Below are 23,191 nucleotides of genomic sequence, written 5' to 3'. Positions count from 1 at the left end.
TTACCTTTGTTGCTAATATATTGTTTTTTTGTATAGACCATGCTGTAAGGGTTTAGCAATGCTAAACCCTTACAACAGATGTGGTTCAAATAAATGAAAACTACGGAATTTCCAGATTGTATAAATATCCCTTGCCGTTATTAATTTTAAGCTTATGGCTAGTAGCGGTTTTTTGTTGAGCAATCAACCTGCTCATAACCAACATCCAGCCATATCTAACAAAGAAAATATCAGTCAACCTTGCTAGCAAAAAGAATAATGTCCTCAACACTGACAGAAAATGTCCGCAAGACAGTGCTGGAAAATGGTCTAACTGTCCTGACAAAGGAAGTGCATACTGCGCCAGTGGTGACGGTGCAGGTGTGGTATAAGGTTGGCTCAGGCAACGAAGAAGCGGGCGTGAATGGCATTGCCCACCAGTTGGAACACATGATGTTTAAAGGTACTCTAAATCGTCCGATTCAATTTGGACGTTTGTTTAGTGCTTTAGGTAGTGATTCCAATGCTTTTACCAGCTATGACCAAACTGCATATTACGGTACTGTGGAACGAAACAAGCTGAAAGCGCTCTTAGTGCTGGAAGCAGACAGGATGCAAAATTCCCAGATTGAACCAGAGCAATTAGCGAGTGAGAAGCGGGTAGTAATTTCCGAGTTGCAGGGTTACGAAAATAGCCCGGAATATCGCCTCAACCGTGCCGTCATGCAGGCAGTATTTCCCAATCATGCTTATGGTTTGCCTGTAGGTGGCACCAAAGCTGATGTCGAGAAATTTGAAGTTGAGCAGGTACAGAACTATTACCGCAATTTTTACAGTCCTGATAATGCCGTTTTAGTGAGTGTTGGAGATTTTCAAACTGCAAACACCCTCGAAACAATTAAAGAGGTGTTTGGCAAATTACCAAGGAGGCAGGAGATAGGAGTTATTTCTCCCTCATCTGCCTCACTCAGCACTCAGCACTCACTACTCAGCACTCCCATAGTATTACGAGAACCGGGAGCAGGGCGGCTATTACAAGTTGTGTATCCGCTACCGGATGCAAATCAACCAGATGTGCCGGCGCTAGATGTGATGGATTACATCTTGACTGAGGGACGAAATTCTAGACTTTATCAGGCATTGGTGGAATCAGGTTTAGCTAGTGAAGTGACAGCATCAGTTACCAGTTTGCGAGAATCTGGCTGGTATGAGGTGTTGGTGATGGCTGGAGCTAAACAAGATTTAAAAAAAATTGACTCAGTATTGAGTAGTGCGATCGCTAATTTAGCAGAAAAAGGCGTGACATCAGAAGAAGTTGAACGAGCCAAAACCCAATTAACAGCAGATGTAATTTTAAGTAACCGTGATATCACTTCTCAAGCAATGCGATTGGGCAATGATGAGACAACTGCTGGTGATTATCGCTACACAGACCGCTATTTGGCAGCTGTCCGTCTGGTGAAGCCGACGGATATCGTCGCTGTAATTAACAAATACTTGACAAAAGAAGCACGGACAGTAGGCTTTTTTGAACCAACTCAGAAGCAGATAATAGAGATTGGTGAGAAACCAGACTCAACCCAAACTACAGAGAATTTCTCACCTGGCGCACCTGTGCTTCTTTCTGAGGTGGTGAAGTATTTACCGCCTGTGGATTTGGCTACAGATGCCTTGCTTGCCGTCGTTGGTAAAGCCTCTCGTAGAGAAGACATCGCCCAAATGTTACCAGAGCAGTTTAAATTTACCAACGGACTGCGGATATTACTGTTATCTGATAATAGTACTCCCACCGTTACCCTGAGCGGCCACATTCAAGCTGGGACGGAATTTGATCCAGATAATCAAGCTGGATTGGCTGCTTTTGTGGCAGAGAATTTGCTAAATGGCACTAATAGTAAGGATGTCTTAACTATTGCTAAAGTCTTGGCAGAACGAGGAGCGAGTTTAGACTTTGAAGCATATAACGAAGGTGTGCATATCGAGGGTGATAGTTTAGCAAAGGATTTGCCCATACTCCTGGAGATATTAGCAGATGTTGTCAAAAATAGTACCTTTCCAGTCAAAGAGTTGGAACTGTATCGTCAACAAACTTTAACTGATTTGCAACACGAATTAGATGAGCCATCAGAAGTAGCCAAAAGAATATTTGTTCAGTCAATTTACCCGAAAAAACATCCCTTACATACCTTTCCCACAGAGGAGAGTTTACAGCAGATTCAGCGTCAGGATGTGATTGACTTCAAAGCTAAATATTATCGTCCAGATACAACAGTGTTAGCGCTGGTAGGAGATTTTGATCTAGACAAAGTGCGATCGCTGATTGAAAATAAGTTTGGTAACTGGGAAGTTAGCGGCCAAGCACCCACAGTAAAATATCCCACCGTGTCAATGCCGGAGAAAATAGTGAGTCTCAACCCAGTGTTACCAGATAAAACCCAAGCTGTGACATATATGGGTTACACAGGCATTAACCGTTATGATTATCGGTTTCATGCAGCCTTAGTATTGAATCAGATTTTGGGAGGTGATACCCTATCTAGTAGACTAGGTGCAGAAGTGCGCGATCGCCAAGGTTTGAGTTATGGAATTTATAGCTACTTCCAAGCTGGGAAGAATGCCGGGACATTTTTAATTGAGATGCAGACTAGTCCAGAAGATAGCATGAAAGCGATCGCTAGTACCCGCCAAATACTACAGCAAATTCATCAACAAGGTGTCACCGCACTAGAAGTAGAAACAGCTAAACGCACCCTGATCAGCAATTACAATGTTTCCCTGGCAAACCCAGAGGAATTAACAGATAGAATTCTGATAAATGAGGTGTATGGACTGGACAAAGTAGAATTGCACTCCTTCACTCAAAAAATCCAGAAAGTCACCCTTGCACAAGTTAATCAAGCGGCTCGTGAGTTGCTCCACCCAGATAAAATCGTGGTCGTTACTGCTGGTCCATCTGTATTAGCAGAGAAAAGTATTCGCTAATTGGAAAATGGGGACTGTGGACAAATGATAACAATTGAAGAAGAATTCAGGAGTCAGAATCGCTCTCGTGGGGGATTCAGACCCGCCACTTAATTGTTATATTATTAAATCTCCAGTTTAGTGGAAGACTTAAACCTGTTTATTCATCCACTAGTCTTACAAAATTCCATTCTGAATTCTGACTCCTGACTCCTGAATTCTGTTTTGTTAATCTAGCTCATCAGGATTTACGCCTAACTGACGCAAACGTTCTCTTAATTGTTCTGCTTTTTGTCTTGCTTGAGCCGCCTCTTGTTTAGCCATAGCCGCCTCTTGTTTAGCCGTAGCCGCCTCTTGTTTCGCCGTAGCTGCTTCTTCTGTGGGTAGTGGAATTAATTCTCCTGCTAAGGTAAACCACCTTAACCACAACTTAGCAATATCTTGAAATGACCCCTGCCATAATCCCAAACTTAAACCCAAATCTGGCATTGGTAAACGTCCCTCAGTCAAATTCATCGGTTCATAGTGACCGCCTACTAGCTGAAAAGCTTGGAGTTCATCAGTGTAGCGACTAAAAACAATATAGTAGGGAATCCGCAAAATTCGTTCATAAACTTCCCATTTGCTGGGAGGTTTAGAGTCTGCATTTTTTTTCATACCTAAATCTTCCGCTTCTGTACCTGGAGATAATAATTCCACCACCACAAAAGGATTTGCTGGTTCTTGCCAAGTTACATAACTTAAACGCAAGTCATCCCCTTTGTAGAGTTTTGATACTCCTACCACACCAAACCAATCTGGGCGCTTATACCATAAAGGATGCTGAAGATCATAGTAAAGATTAAGGTCAGCAGCGCTGTAAACTAATTCTGGATTCCAGATAGTGGGTTGAAAAGTTAAATATAAAAGTAAAGGCTGTAAAAAGTGAAAATCGTCTGGCAAACCTGGTTCCTCTGGGTTGTCACTTGGTAAATCATACATCGTTGGTAGGGTTTCCCAAGGAGGAAGGGGAGGGTCAGATTGAGGGATAAAGGGAGGAGAGGAAGTCATAAGGAGTTTAAGATGAAAGTGTGCAGCCAAAAAGAAGTTATGGCGCTTTTGATTCAAGTCCAACACATTAGGAGGAGGCGAATGTGTTATTCTATATACGTTAGCGGCTAAACTGGAAAAATCCTTCTTAGGGATTAAAATAACTTAAATATAGATATTATTTCCCAAGTAATCTAGAAAAAGCATTGATAGTTCAGCGGCAGAGCCACCAGTAATTATTAATTTCCCATGAACATTTTCAGTAACTTACTTTCTCAAACAACTCAGTCTGCACCTGCGAAAAAACAGCGCCGAGGAATTGAAATTAAATCGCCGCGTGAAATTGAAATCATGCGGCAAGCATCAATAATTGTGGCAACTGTCCTAAAAGAAATCTCCGAATTAGTAAAGCCAGGAATGACTACAGCTGATTTGGATACTTATGCAGAAAAACGCATCCGCGAAATGGGTGCAACACCAAGTTTTAAAGGATATCACGGCTTTCCAGGTTCTATCTGCTCCAGCATTAACAATGAAGCAGTACATGGTATTCCTAGTCACAAGAAAGTGATTCGGGTGGGGGATTTATTAAAAGTAGATACAGGCGCTTATTATCAAGGCTTTCATGGTGATTCTTGCATTTCAATTGCTGTCGGTGAAGTAACTAGAGAAGCTGCTAAACTGATGTGCGTAGCAGAAGAAGCTTTGTATAAGGGGATTGAACAAGTTAAGGCGGGTGCATATCTGCTTGACTTAGCTGGAGCAATTGAAGACCATGTAAAAATTAACGGTTTTAGTATAGTTGAAGAGTTCACTGGACACGGTGTCGGTCGTAACCTGCACGAAGAACCTTCAGTATTTAATTACCGTACCCGTGAGATGCCGAATGTTAAACTCCGTGCTGGGATGACGCTGGCAATTGAACCAATTTTAAATGCGGGTTCTAGACACACGCGGACGTTATCTGACCGTTGGACTGCGGTAACTGTGGATAATTCTTTGTCGGCTCAGTTTGAGCATACAGTGTTGGTGACGGAGACTGGTTATGAGATTTTGACTGACCGTTCTAAGGTGTAATTGGGCGATTTGGTTCTTTATTTTTTAACGCAAAGGTTCGCGGAGGGAACCGCATTCGCAAAGCGTCTCGCAGAGAAGGAACGCAGAGAATAAGGACTTAGGTAGAAAGTTTAGTTTTGGATTATTTGAGTGATAGCTGCATAATTAGTTTTATAAATAGGAAGCGTTTCTTTAGCCTGAATAGAGACAGAAGTATTTTCTGGAATTGTTTCTAATAAATTGATTGCCTGTTGCCATTTGTCTTTTGCTTGCTGCTTCTCTAGTACTGAATAAGGTGAATTTTGGATAAATAACTGGACTTTGGACTAAAAGGCTAGAGAAAAGCAGTCAGCAGTAACACTGACTGCCGTAAAGTCAATGAAAGTAATCGATAAATCATTGACGCGATGATCCTGACACAACTAGAAAAATTCCGCCAAGCTATCTACGATAGTTTGGGGAAGGCCAAAGATGCAGTATTTGAATTGATGGATGCAGTATTGACAAGTCCGAGCATCCCATCATTTGTAAGCTTGTCACAAAGCCCAGTATTTCGGCGGCAATGGTCGAGCATTTATGCAGCACTGCATGATAGTCGTCTACCGAAAATGTTGCTGATGAAGCTACTGGTACAAGAGGTAGTGACAGATGAACAGCCTTTTCTAGCAGGAGATCATAGCTTTTGGGCACGACCAGAAGCGAAGACACTAAAAGAAAGAACTTTTTATGGGGATAGAGGGGGGAGCATAGGCATTGGGCAAAGTTACAGTACATTAGCCTGGATACCAGAGGCGGATGGGAGTTGGGCATTGCCGTTAAAACATGAACGGATAACCAGCTTTGAAACGCCCACAAGTAAAGCCGCATTCCAACTAAAACTTGTAACCCGTGAGTTAGGAAAAAGACCACTTGCCGCTTATGACCGAGGCTACGGCAATGCCAAATTTGTCCAAGCCACGGAGAAGATTGACGCAGACCTGTTGTTGCGTTTAGCATCTAACCGATGTGTATGGGGTACACCAGGTACTTACAAAGGACGAGGCGCACCTTGTAAGCATGGTCATAAGTTTAAGCTCAATGACCCGGAAACTTGGCCCGTGGCAACTGAAACTCTAGAAGTTGAAGACCCGAAAGTTGGTCGAGTTAAAGTAATGCGTTGGAGTGGGTTTCATTTCCTTCAATCCCCAAACCGGGCAATGGAAATCATTCGCGTCGAGGTCATCAAACCAGTAGGACGTAATCGTAAATTCCAACCCTTATGGTTGGCTTGGTTGGGTCAGACAATGCCTGTATTAGAGGATCTCTGGCACAAATACCTACGCCGCTTTGCTCTAGAGCATTGGTATCGATTTGCCAAGCAGAGGTTATATTGGACACAGCCTCAATTGAGTTCTACTCGGGCGGCAGAGCGATGGAGTGACCTGATGCCCCTGCTAACTTGGCAACTCTGGTTCGCAAGAGTTGCCTGTATTGATTCCCCCTTGCCCTGGCAATCGACTCAGGATAAACTGTCTCCAGGACGTGTAGCACAAGCCTTTCCTCTAATTTTAGCCACTATTGGCACTCCTGCTCAACCCCCGAAAACTCGCGGTAAATCACCTGGGCGTGCCCAAGGGCATCAGCCACCTTCGCGTAAGCGTTATCCCACTGTCAAAAAACACGCATCTAAAAAACCTAAAACCGAAGAATCACTTAAGAACGCTGATCTAACTGCTGCTTAGTTTCTGCTTCTTTTTTAACGATTCTACTTAACTCAGCCTTTAAAAGAAGTTGGGTAACTTTTTCTTGCTTTCTATTCGTTGCTGCTAAATGCCAATTAGTCCAAACTCAAGAAATAAATTAGCTTCTATTGCTAGTTTTTGGGCTGATCCTAAGTTGGCTAAGGCTTTGTTTTCAAGAAATACTCTTTGACTAATAGCGTTATAGTTAACCCGATAGTAAGCCAATTTATTCTTTGCCTGCTGGTAAACTGATGTATTATTAGGAATACTATCTAATAAGTTTATTGCTTGATACCATTTGTTTTGTGCTTGTTGCCAGACTTTTAGAGGATGCGGTGGATTTTGAACCAGAGAAGCAGCCTCCATACCAAGTTTTTGAGCAGATTTAAAGTTGACGATGGCTCCGCCGACGTCTGGGACGATCGCACTTCCTTCTGGAGTTAAACTTAGACTGAACTGCTGTAATTGTGGACTTTGCTCTTTAATTTTCCAACCACCAAAACCCAAGATTAATAAACTTGAGGCTATAATCAAAGCCAAACGTACTATTTGTTGTGTCGAAAATTTTGGGACTATTTCTACTTTATGATTAATAACTGGTTCTTGACTACTTTCCTGTTCAATCTTTTTCAAGGCTTGTTCTGCCTGTTCACTTAAATTATTACCCTGAATAATTAAAGCAGCAATTTCTTCTTGAAAAACATCACAGTCATTAAGGATATCTGTCAATTCCTGAAATTTGCCCTCACTCGATATAATTAATTCGTGGTCATCATCTAACCACTCTAATGCAAAGCCAGATTTACCATAAAAAGCAGATACTCCTAGTATTATAGTTAATAAACTACGACTGTTTTTAATAGTATTAACAACATAATTTACCTTTTGTTGTAACTGTAATAATTCTTGTTGAGAATTACTTACTTTTTGAATTTGACGCTCTAAAATATTAGAGTCTTCAAAAACTAAGTTAATCTTTAAGCTTTCAGCAATTACCTGGAAATTGGCGGTAAGACTTAGATGATTAACATCAGAATTTAATTGGTTTACCAGCTGAATATCACTGAGTATATCAGTGGCGATCGCTTGTAAAAAATAACCCCATTCAATCCAGCAATCAATTTTTATTTGTAAATCAGTTAATGAGATTTTAGTTGCTGGGTTGCCAAACTTTTCGGTGATCGCTGGATCTACTAATCCAACACTAGGGATTGTAGCTATTCGAGGAAGTGTAGCGATCGCGGAGTTGTTAATATTCTCAAATCTCAACTCCTGAGCAATTAATTTTTTAAGATTCCGTAGTTGTTCCTGAGCATTATTGATCAGGATAATTTGTTCCATGATTTCATTAGAATCGCCAAGACTCAGTTTGAGACTCTGAATCAGTTTTGGCAGTTCACTAACAAGTATTTCTAGGTTAGCCATAAATAGCCCTTAGGCATTTGTCGAAAGTTTATGTAAAACAATTAAAATGGTTTAAGTAAGAACGTAACCGCGCCTCTTGCATCTAAGCGTCCTAGTTGATTGGCAAATCTCAGGAGCTATAGAAGGTATAGTTCCCGAAAATCCTGCTAAAGTAACAATTTCAATTTCAAAATCCCAGAGAAAGACAAAACTACCCATTCACTAACCTATGAATGAAGTTGATTTAGCATTTACCCCAGCACTAGAGTTGGCGCAATTGATTCGTCGGCGGGAAGTATCACCGCTAGAGTTGGTGGAAATATATTTAGAAAGGATTGGGCAGTTGAATCCCCAATTAGGAAGTTATTTTACGGTGATGGCAGAAGAAGCGATCGCAGATGCCAAAGCCAAAACAGAATTATTGACAACTACCTCAGAACTACCGCCATTTTTTGGTGTGCCGATTTCCATTAAAGACCTCAACGCTGTAGCAGGTGTTACCTGTACTTTTGGAAATCCGGCATTACTGAACAATATCCCTAACTATGATGATGGCGTTGTGACTCGCATTAGGCAAGCTGGATTTACTATTCTCGGTAAAACAGCCACTTCCGAATTAGGTTCATTGCCTTACAGCGAACCTACGGGTTTTCCCCCAGCCAGAAATCCGTGGAATTTAGAATACACTCCTGGAGGTTCCAGTGGTGGCGCGGCGGCGGCGGTAGCAGCAGGATTGTGTGCGATCGCTCAAGGTTCTGATGGTGGCGGTTCGATTCGGGGGCCTGCGGCTTGTTGTGGTTTGGTGGGAATCAAGCCATCAAGAGGCAGAGTGAGTAAAGCACCCGTAGGCGAACGTCTGGCTGGAATTGCCGCCAACGGACCGATCGCCCGGACTGTGGCTGATGCTGCTGCTCTTTTGGATGCTATATCTGGTTATGTCACAGGCGATCCTTATTGGTTGCCAGATCCCGAACCATCATTTCTCGCCGCTACTCAAACAAAACTCGGTGCTTTGCGAATTGCTTTTGACACGAGCATTTTTCCTTTGGGAGAAGCTGATACCAATTGTCAGCAGGGTGTCCGACAAACAGTCCAGTTATTAGAAGAACTCGGTCATCAAGTTGAACAGAAATCCCCAGATTTCAGTGGTTTAATTGAACCATTTCAAATCGTTTGGCAAGCTGGGGTAGCTGCGTCAGGACTTCCTGTTGAAGCCTTACAACCTGTGAATCGCTGGCTATTTGCACGTACAGGTTCTGTTGTTGAGTATATGCAAGCAGTTTCCCAAATGCAGATAGTAGCACGGCAGATTGTGGCGTTTTTCGATACCGTGGATGTGCTGGTATTGCCAGTTTATCTACATTCACCTATCCGCGTTGGGGAATGGGCTTCTCTAAGTCCAGAAGAGACATTCCAAAATATTATTCAATGGGTTGCCCCTTGTCCGCCTGCTAATGCAACTGGACAACCAGCGATCGCAATTCCTGTAGGTTTTGATAGTAATGGTTTACCCATCAGTGTACAGCTAATTGGCAAACCTGCCGCTGAAGCCACACTCATCAGCCTAGCAGCACAATTAGAAGCGGCTAACCCTTGGATTGGGCATCGGCCAGCCTTGGCAACATAATTCTATGGTTTATTTACGATTTTCTATTTTCAGTGGAACTCTTGCTGTTTCTTGCTCATTGAAAATCTGATTTAAATTGGAAGTTTTTCCTGTCGATGATAGATTCTTAAACAGGAGCTTTAGTGTTCGAGTAATAGTTTTAAGGATTTTCATTTTGCTGGCAGTGGGCTTTTGATCGTATCTTAAAACCATTGGGATTTCTACGATTTTTGGTTTGAGGACTTTGGCTTTCAGCAGTAAATCTATCATGCAAGCAAATCCACTTTCGGTAAATAAACTGTCCCCATAATGCCTATCCAGTTTACTGATGAAAGTACGGTTATACAGCCTGTAACCACAAGTGTAGTCTCTGACACCTGGTAGATGGGCTGCAATTCTAAAAAGCCAGCTGGCTCCGTAACTCATTATCTCTCTAAATTTTGATAAACCTATGACTTTAGAGCCTTTTCGATATCTGGATGCGATCGCAATATCATAGCTACCAGCTATCATGGTGTCATACATTTTTATTAACAATTCTGGTGGTTGAGTATTGTCGCAATCCATCGCAGCTAAAAAATCGCCTTCTTTAGAAATTTCTAAGAAAGTCGTGAAACCTGTTTTAATTGCTTGACCTAAACCAGCATTTTTGGGATGTTGTACTAATTTCAGCAATATACCCAGTGATTGAGATTCATCTATTGCAGTCTGTGCAGTTGCATCACGACTGCCATCATCAACAAGAATCAATTTTATCTCCATATTAGAGATTTGCTGCAATGTCTGAAACTTTTTGAACAAGGGGCGAATTGATTCTTGTTCGTTGTATGCGGGTAAAAGAACAAAAAGACTCATAAAAACCTCGTGTTATTTTTAAAATACCATTACTTAAATTTCAAGAATTCAGTAATGTTGATTTATTAAGAAATTCATCGACGTGTCGCACGACTGCGTTGTTGTTGACGCTATCATTGACCAACTGCGAGGTATTAACGACGAAAAAATCATCGTTTTCAGTACTTACTTTTGGAACAAGATTTGAATAGTCTAAAACTTGTAGTGGCTGTACTTTAATAGCTCGATTAATGTGTGCTGCGACAATATCATCTGCTTTGAGTTCTGGGAACATCAAACGTATCCCCTGGAAAAATACTTGGCGCAATTCATCATCTGGCTGTTTTAACAGCGGGTCAGTAGAAAGTATATATTTTGGTAAGAATGTCATGTGATATCCTGCTGTCTCTTCCAAAGAAACTAGGTTGCTCATACCGATGACTCCGGTAAAAGGAATATTTCTATCGGCAATATTTACTACGTAATAAGGAACCAGAGCCTTGCGAGTAATAAGTACCATGCAGATTACACCTAAATACTCTACTGTCTCACGAGTATTGGAAACTTTTACCAGTTCATTAGCAACAATCTGTTGCAGGATATTAACTGGCCCAGTAAAAATAACTTTATCAAAATGTTCTTTTTTTCCCTGATATTCTACCCACATTCCACCCTCTGGATTAGGTGCGATATATTTCACCTCAATACCTGTGTGGATATGACCTCCAGCCGCGTAAATTAATTTTTCTAAATGGTCAAAAACAGTTTTGTAACCACCAGAGACATAACCAAGTTGCTCTTTATTTAATGAAGAATCGCGCGCTGAAAACAGTCGTTTGATATAAGCCCAGATGAAGACAGATGAGATTCGCTTATAGTTCTCTCCTAACTTGGATAGAAGCAAAGGTTTCCAAAGCTTTTCGTATGTATTTTTACCACCAAGTTTCAATAGCCAATCTTCAACTAAAATTTTCTCCAAGCGCCGCCAGTTACTAAGACGGGAACCATACAGTAGAGTAAAAGCTAATCTGATTTTACCTATAAGTCCAAACAGAGGAAAGCGCAAAAATTCTATAGTGTTACTGATAGAATAAAATTTTTGATTGTCGTAGAACCCTGTTAGACTTCGATGCCAACGCAGTTTATCTCCAAGGCCAATATCTCTAATAAAATTTATCAAGTGGGTATCAGAAGGTAGGATAACGTGATAGAAACGATCCCAGGTAAATAACCCATAATCATGATAGGTAGTTAATCCACCGAGTTGTTTGTTGCTATCGAAGATAGTTACTGTGTGTCCTTGATGTGAAAGACGTTGTGCTAACACTAGCCCAGTTATGCCTCCGCCAATAATGCCTATATTCATAAATTAAATTTGGATTACTATTAAAGATATTTTTGAGATTTATATTCAGATGTCGTTAATATCAATTAACCTCTATAATTAGCTATTAGTTTACAACAAGAACTACGCCAGTTATAATTACGGAAATTCCTAACCACTGGCTAAATCTAACCTCCTCTTTTAAAAGACAGTGAGAAGCAATCGGTACAAGCGCATACATTAATCCTAGAACTGGAAATGCTTGACTCAGAGGAATTATCCGCAATACATAAAGCCACAATATAGTCATAAATGTATAGCAGATAAACCAAATCAGAAAATAACGAGACAATAACAGATTTCGGATAGATGCGCTTGCTCCTTTAGTCGGACTAGAAATGTGAAGTCCATATTTTAGTGACAGGTTAGCTATTGTTCCCAATAAAACTACAAGTATTAAAAGTAGCCAAGTAATGATGTTCATTTGTAAATACTTTTTGTAGAATTTACTCTAGAAAATTTATCGAAACAGAATTCAGGAGTCAGAAAACAGATAAGAATTCTGTACGAGTGGCGGATAGCGTAGCGGTAGCGAGTCGTGGGTCTGAGTTCCCCGACTGATTCATTCTGACTTCTGAATTTTTCTTCAAATAGACTTTTTCAGTGGAATAACCACCAAAAGAACACCTAAAAAAATAGTCATAACTCCTGCTATTCGAGTTAGTGTAATCACTTCATGAAAAAAGTAGTATGAACCGAAAAGTATCCCGACGTAGTTTAAGCTAGTTAGTGGATAAGCAATACTCAATTTTACAGATCGCAAAGCCAATATCCAATTTGCTATTCCTAAGCAGTAAACACTAACAGATAACACTAATTGTTGAATAAATGCCCAAGTAAATAGTCCCTCATTTGTATTGCTCATGGTATGCTTCATCAGCAATTGACCAGAAATACTAAATAAAATACTAACAAATAGGATGATATAAGGAATTATTTGAAAACTTGAAAATTGCGACACAGATTTCATTGTACATTTACCTCAATCGAAGTAGCAGGTATGAACCGGACAGTAAACAGCCTGCCGTTTTAAATGTTTCGGATTTCGGTCACACCTCTGTGAATTACACAAATATTTGGTGTCAGCTAGTTATGCTTCAAGATCAATTTAGTAGTGCGATCGCAATATCCAAGTTACACAGGATGCAGAGTATATGAAAAATTGAGGGCTTTGCGACAAATTTACCTATGACAAAGCTTATTTAGCAATGTGCGATCACTAAACTCATATTTGACCCCATATTTAACGGAGGAGTCTACAGGTTTCTAAAGAACTTTATTGAATGTCAAAATTGAGTTGTTAACGACTCTAACCGCTAATTCAAATTAGTCTCGGCTGAGAAACCGAGAGTTTATGCTGATTGAATGGGATTCCAGATATTTTTGCATTAATAATATTTAGCTTTACTTGATTGTGTTTTATTACACGTAATTTTATCAAGAATTTTCTTTAAAGATTTATTGTTACATGTAATCAGTTACTAGAATACCACGATAAAAGCACGTTACAAATTTATCGTCATACTTCATCAAAAATTTATCTACCGAAAATATACTTAAACAAAAACTTCATAAAATCGAAACTGTGAAAAATTTTAAGTCGTCTAGGGTAGACACTGGCCAATGTCACTCTTCTCACCCCGCAAACCCTAGTTATTAGGAAGTATTCCATTAAGATCATACCCACACGCAAAGATTTACCCTAAAAAAAGTATCAAGTTCTATTTTTAGGGTATACCTGGGTTAACTCTCTGATAATTTACAGCAGTTTAAAGTTGAGAAAATTAGTTAATGGTAGTTGATATCATTTAGTTTCTCTAGGTTATTTTCCTGTAGCTTGAGTTTATTTGGACTCATTTTCCTGCAAAAGTCTGTTAGTAATGATGAAGACAATGATTAACAATCCAAGCTGAAGCTGCCAGGGTGCTAACACTAAACTTACAATCAAGCTAATAGCTGCAAATACACCCGCGATATATGCAATTTCATCAGTACCCTTTTTAAATAAGTAGCCAGTGAATAAAGCAGTACACAATGGTATCAAGAAAAACAAAGGCATTTTACTCACCTCCAAACTAAAAGTTGTAGTGTCTATGAAATAAATTGAAATTGTTTTTGGAATTGTGGCTAATTCTACTACCAATAAGGTTTTAGCTACAACACTCGATCGAAATAAATATTATGAAAAGTCAAGATTACGCAATCTTATATCTTACGCCAGTTGCCACCGTGCTTTAAGTCTTTTGGTGCGTGTCTACAAGTCGAAAAACGCACCAGCTAGGCCATGCATTATATTCTTCCTCTACTGCTTGTCTTATTGTTCTTCGGCAGTATAAGTATAAAATTGATCAAAAGCTCCCACAGTTTCAAATTTGTAAGAAGGTATCCAAGAATTTATTTTTAAATCTGTACGGTAAACACTAAAAATAATGTAATTTTGTCTTTCTGTAGTCCTGGCAATAATTTCTTGGATTTGCGGGTTAGCCGAGTCAACCAACTGATCACAATTAAAACGGATTAAATTTTCTATAAGATTGGTGGTTTTTTTGCATACATCGGTTTTTAAGTATTTTGTCAGCCGTTGCACTGCATATTCTTCATATTCAACCTGACTGGGATTAGTCTTCGCCATTGTCACACCCAAGGCGGCGAGTCCTGCTGCTGCTCCAGTATATGCAATGATGGTTAAGGGTTTCATGTTTGCCAAGTAAAATTCATTGTAATCCTTAGATTCCAGAGACTCTAAATCAACTGAGTCCGTTCCTTGAATAAAAACTCTTGATCGCTTGCCAAATAATTGCTATAATTCAAATTGTTGAATGGCGAGCGTAGCCAAGTGGTTAAGGCAGTGGTTTGTGGTACCACCATTCGTGGGTTCAATTCCCATCGTTCGCCCTAGATAATTTCATATTAATACCTATACTCTTGTAGAAGGTGGATTGTGGTTATAAACATTCATAACCATTGCTTTAGCAAGGATCTGCCATCTACGAGTTTATGATCTGGACGACTGACAAATAAAAAATACCGAACTACTTTTTGTGGGATGAGCAAGATGCCCACCCTACAAGGTAGAGAAGTCGGGAATCTGAGCGTTAAAAGTTTTTAAATAAAAATTGTATTCCTTTAGTTAGAACCAAAAATACTGAGTTATAGATACTTTAAGTAAAGTAGAACATGATTTAAGTGCCTGCTGAAAAGTTGATACTTGTAGGTACACAGATAAATATAATTTATCTGTGTTATTTCGTGTTCATATGTGGTCTAAGAAAAGGTGAAGGTTTATTTGTCTCGCCTTGAAAGTCAACAATACAAACATCGTCATCTAGTGGAGTTGCCATGTCTGAATTGCTCCAAGCAGTCTTAGATAGTGAAGAAAGAAGTGATTTGCGTTCCTTCATTAGTGAATTACGCCAACAAGAAAAGAAATACTTGCTACGGAACGACATACTCAATGTATATAGTGAGTATTGCTCAAAGTCCCAGAAACCTGAGGCTTTTTACACTTCCTCTGAGTTGGGCAAACTTATTTACTATACTCAGGAAATTATTCAGGAGGACTCAAGCTTATGTTTTATCATTCGTTCTAAGATTGCCAGTCAAGAAGTTTATTGGTTGACATCAGACTTGAGCATTGAGCCGATGACGGTGCAGGATTTACTCGATTTGCGCGATCGCTTGGTGAACAAATTTCATCCTAACGAGGGCGGCCTGCTAGAATTGGATTTCGGCCCGTTTTATGACTACACCCCAGTTATCCGCGACCCCAAAAATATTGGCAAGGGAGTACAATTTCTCAACCGCTATTTATCCAGCCAACTATTTCAAGACTCTAAACAATTGCTGGAAAGCTTGTTTAGTTTCTTGCGCCTGCATCAATACAACGGTGTCCAGCTGCTAATTAACGATCGCATTCAATCACAGCAGCAACTTTCCGAGCAAGTTAAGAAAGCTATAGCTTTTGTTAACAATCGCCCCAATGATGAACCCTACGAACAATTCCGGTTCCAATTGCAAACAATGGGTTTTGAACCAGGATGGGGTAACCTTGTCGGGCGCGTGCAGGAAACCTTAAATATTCTTGATGAATTGATTGATTCTCCTGATCCTCAGACTTTAGAAGCCTTCATTTCTCGCATCCCGATGATTTTTAAAATCGTCTTGGTGTCACCTCACGGTTGGTTTGGGCAAGAGGGAGTTTTGGGGCGTCCTGATACTGGCGGTCAGGTGGTTTATGTCCTTGATCAGGCAAAAAGTTTAGAAAAGCAGCTACAAGAGGATGTCCTGCTAGCTGGTTTAGAGGGATTGAATGTCCAGCCAAAGGTGATTATTCTCACCCGCTTAATTCCCAATAGTGATGGCACTCTGTGTAATCAACGACTAGAAAAAGTCCACGGTACTGAAAATGCCTGGATTTTGCGAGTACCTCTGCGAGAATTTAATCCCAAGATGACTCAAAACTGGATTTCTCGGTTTGAGTTTTGGCCTTATTTAGAAACCTACGCCATAGACTCAGAAAGAGAACTGCGGGCTGAATTTCAGGGCAGACCTGACTTAATAGTTGGTAACTATTCTGATGGGAACTTGGTAGCATTTTTGCTCGCACGGCGTTTGAAAGTTACTCAATGCAATGTCGCCCACGCTTTAGAAAAATCTAAATACTTGTTCAGTAACCTCTACTGGCAAGATTTAGAAGATAAATATCATTTTTCCTTACAATTTACGGCTGATTTACTAGCAATGAATGCTGCCAATTTTATCATTAGCAGCACCTACCAGGAAATTGTGGGGACACCGGATAGTGTAGGACAGTATGAGTCTTATAAATGCTTTACTATGCCGGAGTTGTATCATGTAACGAACGGGATTGAATTATTTAGTCCTAAATTTAATGTTGTACCGCCTGGAGTAAACGAGAATTACTATTTTCCTTATTCGCAGACTCAAGACCGAGTGGAGAGCGATCGCCAACGCCTTGCAGAAATACTCTTTACCCTGGAAGACCCTACCCAAATCTTTGGCAAATTCGACGATCCTAGCAAGCGTCCTCTCTTCTCAATGGCACGTCTTGACCGGATCAAAAACCTCACAGGTTTAGCTGAATGCTTCGGTGAAAGTAAAGAATTACAAGAACATTGCAACTTAATTTTGGTAGGGGGTAAGTTGCGTGTAGAAGAATCAGGTGACAATGAAGAGCGCGACGAAATTATCAAACTCTACCAAATAATTGACAAGTACAATCTCCACGGTAAGATTCGTTGGCTGGGTGTACGCCTGTCTAAAACTGATTCTGGTGAAATTTACCGAGTGATTGCCGATCATCAGGGAATTTTTGTACAACCAGCTTTATTTGAAGCTTTTGGTTTGACAATTTTAGAAGCAATGGTTTCAGGATTACCGACTTTTGCCACACAGTTTGGTGGCCCACTGGAGATTATTCAAGATAAGGTTAATGGCTTTTACATTAACCCAACGAATTTAGACGAGACAGCCGCAAAAATTGTGGAGTTTATCATTAAATGCCAACAAAATCCTAGCTCTTGGAATGAAATCTCTCAACAAGGTATTGACCGAGTTCACAGCACTTATACTTGGAAAATTCACACTACCAAGCTGTTATCATTAGCACGGATTTATGGCTTCTGGAACTTTACATCGAAAGACAATCGGGAAGATTTGTTGCGTTATATTGAGGCTTTGTTCTATTTAATTTACAAGCCAAGAGCGCAACAGCTATTAGAGCAGCACAAGTACCGTTAGTTATTACTTAGTCATTTGTTACTAGCTAAGGACAAATGACTAGGTAATAACTAAATTGTCAATGTATGCCAAGTTCGTTGACCAACTATTCCATCCACTGCTAAATTCTGCTGGTTTTGAAAGGCTTTGACAGCAGTCTCTGTCAGCGCCCCAAAAATCCCATCCACTTTAACGGCATAACCGTTAGACACTAACAGCCGTTGTAAAGCTCTCACACCAACCCCAGAGCTACCGAAATAGAGAGTCGGTAGAGGTTGGCTACTAAACTTCAGGAACTTTCCTGTAGCCTCTACACGGCTTTTACCCCTGGATTGAGAATACTTCTTAGACTCACCTAAGCCAGAAGAAGCTAGGAACTGATTATTTTTGCTGATTTTTTTAAGTATATCTTCTTTCTCTAGTGCGATCGCTGAGGGAAAAGCCTGGGAAGTTCCATCTGTCTGCATGAATTCAGGTGGTGTGACTTGGACAGTTATCTCTAACTGACTCTGTATTGACTGGTTTACGTCATTTTCCAGCTGAAATAATTGCTGTTCCGGCAAATTGGAACTAGATGCTTGTCTTGTTATTAACACGCTTGTCATCATCAGGCCAATTTCTGTCATTGTAGTTCATTTCACTTAAACCAATATTTCTTTTAACAGACAATAGTACTGCTGTCCAGGATAGGCATACTGACCAAATAAAAAATCGGCGTTGGTGATTGCGGTATGTTCATACCTTATTATGCAACGCCAAAATCCTTTTTTGCGCCTTTGCGTAAAATGAAAATCATCTCTACAACAAACCTTGTTTTTTCAACTTAGCTAGTGCATCTTCAGCAGCAGCTTTCTCTGCATCTTTCTTATTGCGTCCCTTACCTTCGCCGTAAATTTTTTCATCTACCAATACTTTTGCGATGAATTCTGGCGCGTGAGAAGGGCCTCCTATATGTTCTGTAAAATATTTGGGAGGAGTTGGCGTAACATTGCGTTGTACCCATTCTTGAAAGCGATTTTTTGAGTCTACATTAGAGCGAGACACAATTATATGCTTAGGATCTACAGAATCAAATAGTGGTTCTATAATTGCCCGAACTGCTTCAATATTAGAATCATTATCCAAATAGTAAGCAGCAAGCACTGCTTCAAAGGTGCTACTGAGCAAATTAGGATTTTGGTAGCCTCCATCTCGAATTGCACCTTTTCCTAACCGCATCCTAAAGTCTAAACCTACCTCCTCGGCAAACTTTGCCAATTGCTTTTCATCTACCAGCGCCGAACGCCGCCGGGTTAATTCATCTTCTCCCATCTCTGCGTGACAACTATATAGATAGTCGCCACTTAAGAAATTCAGCAAAGCATCACCGAGAAACTCTAGGCGTTCATTGTGTTCGCCTTCTCCGGGATTTTCATGGACATAAGAACGGTGGGTAAGCGCACGACGCAGAAGTTTTTCATCATGGAATATTAGAAGCTTGTGCATTTTTATTTTGTGTCTTGTTGCTGAAATTGACTGTTGGGAAATTGTACAAGTGCTATTGTCTTTAGACATGAAAAAACCGCAAATCGCGGTATCTTGGTAAAACCCAGCTTTCTAATCAACTAGGTTTTTCAAAGCTATTTTAGGCTGCTAGTTTGTCTAACTCAATTAAAAACAATTCCTGATTTTGCTTTTGGACTTTACCATCCCTGACAGCAGCATCAATAAACTGACTAAAGTTTTTAAATTTCTTGCCATCAGTCGTAGAAATAGATGAGCATCCATAATAGTTAGCACAACGTTGACGCATCAATCTATCAATGCGACTAAATACGGTAGGCTTACCTTGGCTTAAAGCAGTGTCGATAGCTTCAATTAGATACTTTCTAGCCTCATTGTAATTAATTTGAGACACAACGGAAATAATTTGAGGCTGATTTTTATCGCTAATTAATTGGGATAAATCGTCTAAAAAGTAAAATTCATCAGCTAATTCTTTAAGCTTTTGTTTTACATTACCTATTTGAGCAAGGATGATAGCTTGTTTCCCCAATTTTTGCAGATTGTGAACTAATTTTACAAAGTCTCCATCTCCTGATATGAGCATAATTTTATCTGGAGACATATTACTGTGAAGTTCCTCTAAGCAGTCGGCTATTAATTGGTTATCTGCACTATTTTTTAAAGGACAGGGAACATCAAGACAGTTAAAACCAAGATTGTCTAAATCATCTTTTACAGCAGCTTGATCTTCACGTTGTGAATTGTAGTAGATATTTTTGCTAATTACACGCCCTTTAGATTTGGCTAAATCCAGCAATGATTTAGCCTGAGATGGACTTAATTTAGCGTTTTGATAATCCCAATAAATGGAAACTAGAGGTAGCTGCTGGCTTGTTTGCTTTTTTTTGGAAGATTGATTAGCGTGTAGCATTGTAATATATCCAGTATTCTTTAGTAAACTGGACAGCTTCAACAAATTACACATCTAGCAGTAGCAGAACTTTATACGACGAATTTGTACTCAAAAAGTACTTTCGTGCAATAAAGCTCTCTACCACTAACATCGCTTTCGTTTGGTTTAAGTCTCAGCCGTAGAATTCCTGGCTTCCCACCAAGTTTTGCGTCATCCTTTCCCCTGAACATTTATCCCAACATCTTGTCTTCCCCTTGAAAGTCTAGTCAATCAATTGACTTGATATTGAGCTGAATATTCAGCCGAAGGGATGACACTGAAGCTCGGCAGGAAACTAGGAATTCTGCTGCTGAGACAACACCAAAAACCTGCGCTTTATAGTGTGGTTATTGATTCTGTCTTATATACATAATCGCATGACTGAATCTTGAATGTCAATATAGTTTTTATGAAGATTTGTAGAAGCGTAGAGGCTTGTCGTAAGGCATCGCCTAATATCCATCAACCTTAACAATCATCTATGGTATTCTTTCAAAACCAGCATTTAATTTATTTAGTTAATAAATAAATTATGGCTTATTTTGCGCGATCGCACTATACAAAATACCTAAAATTTTCTTAATATCCTTAATATAATATTCACTTAAATCAATCGAAACTATATTGCTTTCAAGTTTGAGAAATTGCCATATCGTACCGATAGTAACAGCACCGTATATAGCCTTGATTTGATTTCCACCTCTCTCGTTAAATAACTGGGCAGCTACCATTTCGGCAATACATTGTGCTAAACCAGACCTCAAATTCTCATTTTTATTTTCTACTAGGACAATCACCGGAGTACGCACAAGCAACTGCTCCGAAGAAAGACTCAAAATAAAATCACAAAATCCGTTTAATCCTCGCTGGCTATCAACAGTAAAATCAACTCCAGAAAACAAACTTATTTCATAATTAAATTTCCGTCTAATTTCTAACAAAATTGGACTAATTATCATTTCGCTTCGAGCTTTTTCTGAACTTATAGCTACTGCTAAATCAACATTTTCTTTAAGTAGAGTAGATAATAAATCACTACATTCTTGCTCCTGTACATTTGCAAATAGTCCCGATGACTCGTGGATAACTAAACCAAAAAAATCAATAACTTCAATAAGTTTGAAATCACTATAAGCCATAAAAATTACTCCTTGGTCTTAGAGGTTGTTTGAAAAGCCCTGGCGACTAGAAGTTGCGGCTACACAGACAAAACCCACACTTCTCTACGAGAGGCTGCGCCAACGACAAGCTCAGTGACCGCCTCCGTGGATTAAGAACCTTTATTTTGTACTAGTCCACGGAGGTGGACTTCTCTGCAAGACGCTGTTCGCGTTCGTTTGTGTAGTTGCGTTCGCGTCAGCGTGCCGGAGGCTCTATTCTATTCGCCCAATACTTCCCTAATACTTTACTTGGGCGGAAACACCCTAGCTAAATCAAGAGATAAATCAGGAGAATAGGGAAAATTTATTACCTGATTTGATAAGAATATTCGCTTATTTAAATAACCATATTTACCTTTATTATCCTGATATGGTTCACTGTAGCTTTCCAAATAATTATCGAATAAATTAAATATCCAATAATCAGTAATACCTGCTTGAGCATAGAGAGGAATTTTCACATCTTGGTCATAGCCCAAAGAAGAATCTGAAACTTCCATCACCAATAAGATATCAGCGGGTTTAGGGTGAGCCGACAGATAATTATCATCTCGGTTTTGAAGAATAGCAAAATCCGGTTCAGGTTCACTATTAGGTGGCAACGTAATCGGAGCTTGAGATTGCAAAGTTGCCCGATCACCTACAAGTTTTGGAAGTTCCCGCAACAAGTTTCGCAAACAAGTTTCATGGGCTGTACCTTTGGCTGCCATTTCAATAATTTCCCCGTTGATTAATTCAATGTGGTCATCTTCATGGAAAAAGCCAAATTCTCCAAGCCTGTGGTATTCATCCAGTGTGAAGCGTTTAGCCTGAGCAATACTCATAACCTTACCTTTTTATGATTGCCATAATACTTATTCTAAATGTGTCAGAAATTGGTATGCTAAAGGCCAAGACTCGCTATGAAAGCTAACCATGCCTGCGCCTACTATCAACTCCACGATCACTGCCTTTCCCTTGAGTGCCGTAGTCGGTCAAGAAGCAATTAAATTAGCCTTGCTGTTAGCCGCAGTTGATCCTGGTTTGGGGGGAGTGGCGATCGCAGGTCGTCGCGGTACGGCAAAATCAGTGATGGCTCGTGCTATCCACGCTCTACTACCGCCCATTGAAGTTGTCAAAGGCTCAATCAGTAATTGTGACCCCAACCACCCAGAAGAATGGGATGATCAACTGTTGGCGGAGTACGGAGATAAAGACATTCAAGATGTTCCCATCGAAATTATCAGAGCGCCTTTTTTGCAAATTCCTCTAGGTATCACCGAAGACCGACTCCTCGGCTCTGTAGATGTTGAAAAGTCGGTAAAAGAAGGTGATACCATTTTTCAACCCGGTTTACTCGCTACAGCTAACCGGGGTGTACTGTACGTAGATGAAATTAATTTATTAGATGACCAAATATCAAATCAGCTTCTAACAGTATTATCTGACGGACGCAACCAAATTGAACGGGAAGGGATTAGTTTTCAGCATCCGTGTAAATCCTTATTTATTGCCACCTACAACCCAGAAGAAGGCGGATTAAGGGAGCATTTACTAGATAGAATTGCGATCGCCCTCTCTGCTGACGGTGTACTCGGCTTAGATCAAAGAGTAGCAGCAGTTGAAGTTGCGATCGCCTATTCTCAATCTCCTCAAGACTTCCTCAAGCAGTATAACGAAGACTTGGACTCCCTCAAAACCCAAATCATCTTGGCGCGGGAATGGTTGAAAGAAGTAATCATCACCCATGAACAAATTGCCTACTTAGTGGATGAGGCTATACGCGGCGGAGTTCAGGGACATCGCGCTGAGTTATTCGCCACGCGGGTTGCCAAAGCGGCGGCGGCTTTGGAGGGACGAACAACAGTAAATGCTGAAGATTTGCGCCGTGCGGTGGAACTG

At 40.2% G+C, this 23,191-nt stretch carries 19 protein-coding genes and 1 tRNA gene; 7 read left to right on the top strand and 13 right to left on the bottom strand.

Translation table 11 applies throughout. The features are described from left to right. Nucleotides 1–258 precede the first annotated feature (258 nt). Nucleotides 259–2,961, top strand: coding sequence for a M16 family metallopeptidase (locus ACEW80_RS26095; protein WP_373529389.1), 2,703 nt, complete (start codon nt 259–261; stop codon nt 2,959–2,961). A gap of 207 nt (nt 2,962–3,168) precedes the next feature. On the opposite strand, the gene ACEW80_RS26090 is transcribed toward ACEW80_RS26095, so the two are convergent. Then, on the bottom strand, nt 3,169–3,990 hold the full coding sequence (locus tag ACEW80_RS26090; protein WP_373529388.1) for a Uma2 family endonuclease: 822 nt from the start codon (nt 3,988–3,990) through the stop codon (nt 3,169–3,171). A gap of 228 nt (nt 3,991–4,218) precedes the next feature. On the opposite strand from ACEW80_RS26090, the gene map reads away from it, so the two are divergent. Both map and ACEW80_RS26080 read left to right on the top strand, forming a co-directional pair. Further along, complete coding sequence (map, locus tag ACEW80_RS26085; protein WP_373529387.1) at nt 4,219–5,046, top strand: type I methionyl aminopeptidase; 828 nt, start codon at nt 4,219–4,221, stop codon at nt 5,044–5,046. Nucleotides 5,047–5,432: 386 nt separating this feature from the next. Beyond that, the gene (locus ACEW80_RS26080; RefSeq protein ID WP_373529386.1) at nt 5,433–6,746 is read left to right on the top strand and encodes an NF041680 family putative transposase; all 1,314 of its coding nucleotides are present in this window, start codon (nt 5,433–5,435) and stop codon (nt 6,744–6,746) included. Nucleotides 6,747–6,830: 84 nt separating this feature from the next. Here ACEW80_RS26080 and ACEW80_RS26075 read toward each other — a convergent pair whose 3' ends face one another. Then, nucleotides 6,831–8,171 carry a hypothetical protein gene (locus ACEW80_RS26075; protein WP_373529385.1) on the bottom strand — a complete coding sequence of 447 codons (1,341 nt, stop codon included), beginning with the start codon at nt 8,169–8,171 and terminating at the stop codon, nt 6,831–6,833. Nucleotides 8,172–8,379: 208 nt separating this feature from the next. Between ACEW80_RS26075 and ACEW80_RS26070 the strand changes: the two genes are divergently transcribed. Further along, nucleotides 8,380–9,777: an amidase gene (locus ACEW80_RS26070; RefSeq protein ID WP_373529384.1), complete on the top strand. Its 1,398-nt coding sequence runs from the start codon at nt 8,380–8,382 to the stop codon at nt 9,775–9,777. Nucleotides 9,778–9,786: 9 nt separating this feature from the next. Here the strand turns inward: ACEW80_RS26070 and ACEW80_RS26065 are convergent, their stop codons facing one another. The 6 genes from ACEW80_RS26065 to ACEW80_RS26040 all read right to left on the bottom strand — a co-directional run bounded on the left by ACEW80_RS26065 (nt 9,787) and on the right by ACEW80_RS26040 (nt 14,672). After that, nucleotides 9,787–10,611, bottom strand: a complete 825-nt coding sequence (locus tag ACEW80_RS26065; protein WP_373529383.1) for a glycosyltransferase family 2 protein — start codon at nt 10,609–10,611, stop codon at nt 9,787–9,789. 40 nt (nt 10,612–10,651) lie between these two features. Beyond that, nucleotides 10,652–11,956, bottom strand: a complete 1,305-nt coding sequence (locus tag ACEW80_RS26060; protein ID WP_373529382.1) for an NAD(P)/FAD-dependent oxidoreductase — start codon at nt 11,954–11,956, stop codon at nt 10,652–10,654. Between the two features lie 85 nt (nt 11,957–12,041). Next, nucleotides 12,042–12,398 carry an EamA family transporter gene (locus ACEW80_RS26055; protein WP_373529381.1) on the bottom strand — a complete coding sequence of 119 codons (357 nt, stop codon included), beginning with the start codon at nt 12,396–12,398 and terminating at the stop codon, nt 12,042–12,044. A 162-nt stretch (nt 12,399–12,560) separates the two neighbouring features. Next, nucleotides 12,561–12,944 (bottom strand): EamA family transporter, encoded by a 384-nt coding sequence (locus ACEW80_RS26050; protein ID WP_373529380.1) that lies wholly within the window; start codon nt 12,942–12,944, stop codon nt 12,561–12,563. Nucleotides 12,945–13,817: 873 nt separating this feature from the next. Further along, nucleotides 13,818–14,033, bottom strand: a complete 216-nt coding sequence (locus ACEW80_RS26045; RefSeq protein WP_373529379.1) for a hypothetical protein — start codon at nt 14,031–14,033, stop codon at nt 13,818–13,820. Between the two features lie 255 nt (nt 14,034–14,288). Then, a complete protein-coding gene (locus ACEW80_RS26040) occupies nt 14,289–14,672 on the bottom strand; it encodes a DUF4359 domain-containing protein (RefSeq protein ID WP_373529378.1) in 384 nt (127 codons plus the stop codon). Nucleotides 14,673–14,796: 124 nt separating this feature from the next. Here ACEW80_RS26040 and ACEW80_RS26035 point away from each other — a divergent pair. Together ACEW80_RS26035 and ACEW80_RS26030 are read left to right on the top strand one after the other, a co-directional pair. Further along, nucleotides 14,797–14,869, top strand: a tRNA-His gene (locus ACEW80_RS26035). A gap of 444 nt (nt 14,870–15,313) precedes the next feature. Further along, complete coding sequence (locus tag ACEW80_RS26030; RefSeq protein ID WP_373529377.1) at nt 15,314–17,734, top strand: sucrose synthase; 2,421 nt, start codon at nt 15,314–15,316, stop codon at nt 17,732–17,734. Between the two features lie 50 nt (nt 17,735–17,784). On the opposite strand, the gene ACEW80_RS26025 is transcribed toward ACEW80_RS26030, so the two are convergent. The 5 genes from ACEW80_RS26025 to ACEW80_RS26005 form a co-directional block, all read right to left on the bottom strand. Further along, a complete protein-coding gene (locus ACEW80_RS26025; RefSeq protein ID WP_373529376.1) occupies nt 17,785–18,339 on the bottom strand; it encodes a peptidoglycan-binding protein in 555 nt (184 codons plus the stop codon). A 172-nt stretch (nt 18,340–18,511) separates the two neighbouring features. Then, the gene (gene rnc / locus ACEW80_RS26020) at nt 18,512–19,198 is read right to left on the bottom strand and encodes a ribonuclease III (protein ID WP_373529375.1); all 687 of its coding nucleotides are present in this window, start codon (nt 19,196–19,198) and stop codon (nt 18,512–18,514) included. Nucleotides 19,199–19,337: 139 nt separating this feature from the next. Next, the gene (locus tag ACEW80_RS26015) at nt 19,338–20,129 is read right to left on the bottom strand and encodes an NYN domain-containing protein (protein ID WP_373529374.1); all 792 of its coding nucleotides are present in this window, start codon (nt 20,127–20,129) and stop codon (nt 19,338–19,340) included. Between the two features lie 551 nt (nt 20,130–20,680). Beyond that, nucleotides 20,681–21,289: a hypothetical protein gene (locus ACEW80_RS26010; RefSeq protein WP_373529373.1), complete on the bottom strand. Its 609-nt coding sequence runs from the start codon at nt 21,287–21,289 to the stop codon at nt 20,681–20,683. A 266-nt stretch (nt 21,290–21,555) separates the two neighbouring features. Continuing rightward, nucleotides 21,556–22,134 (bottom strand): Uma2 family endonuclease, encoded by a 579-nt coding sequence (locus ACEW80_RS26005; protein WP_373529372.1) that lies wholly within the window; start codon nt 22,132–22,134, stop codon nt 21,556–21,558. Nucleotides 22,135–22,225: 91 nt separating this feature from the next. On the opposite strand from ACEW80_RS26005, the gene ACEW80_RS26000 reads away from it, so the two are divergent. Continuing rightward, nucleotides 22,226–23,191, top strand: a 966-nt coding sequence (locus tag ACEW80_RS26000) for an ATP-binding protein (RefSeq protein ID WP_373529371.1), incomplete at its 3' end; no start/stop codon positions are given.

It is taken from the genome of Nostoc sp. (assembly GCF_041747015.1).
Lineage (GTDB): Bacteria > Cyanobacteriota > Cyanobacteriia > Cyanobacteriales > Nostocaceae > Nostoc.
The sequence above is the reverse complement of the archived record's forward strand: the minus strand, read 5'-3'. Positions and strand labels throughout refer to the sequence as shown.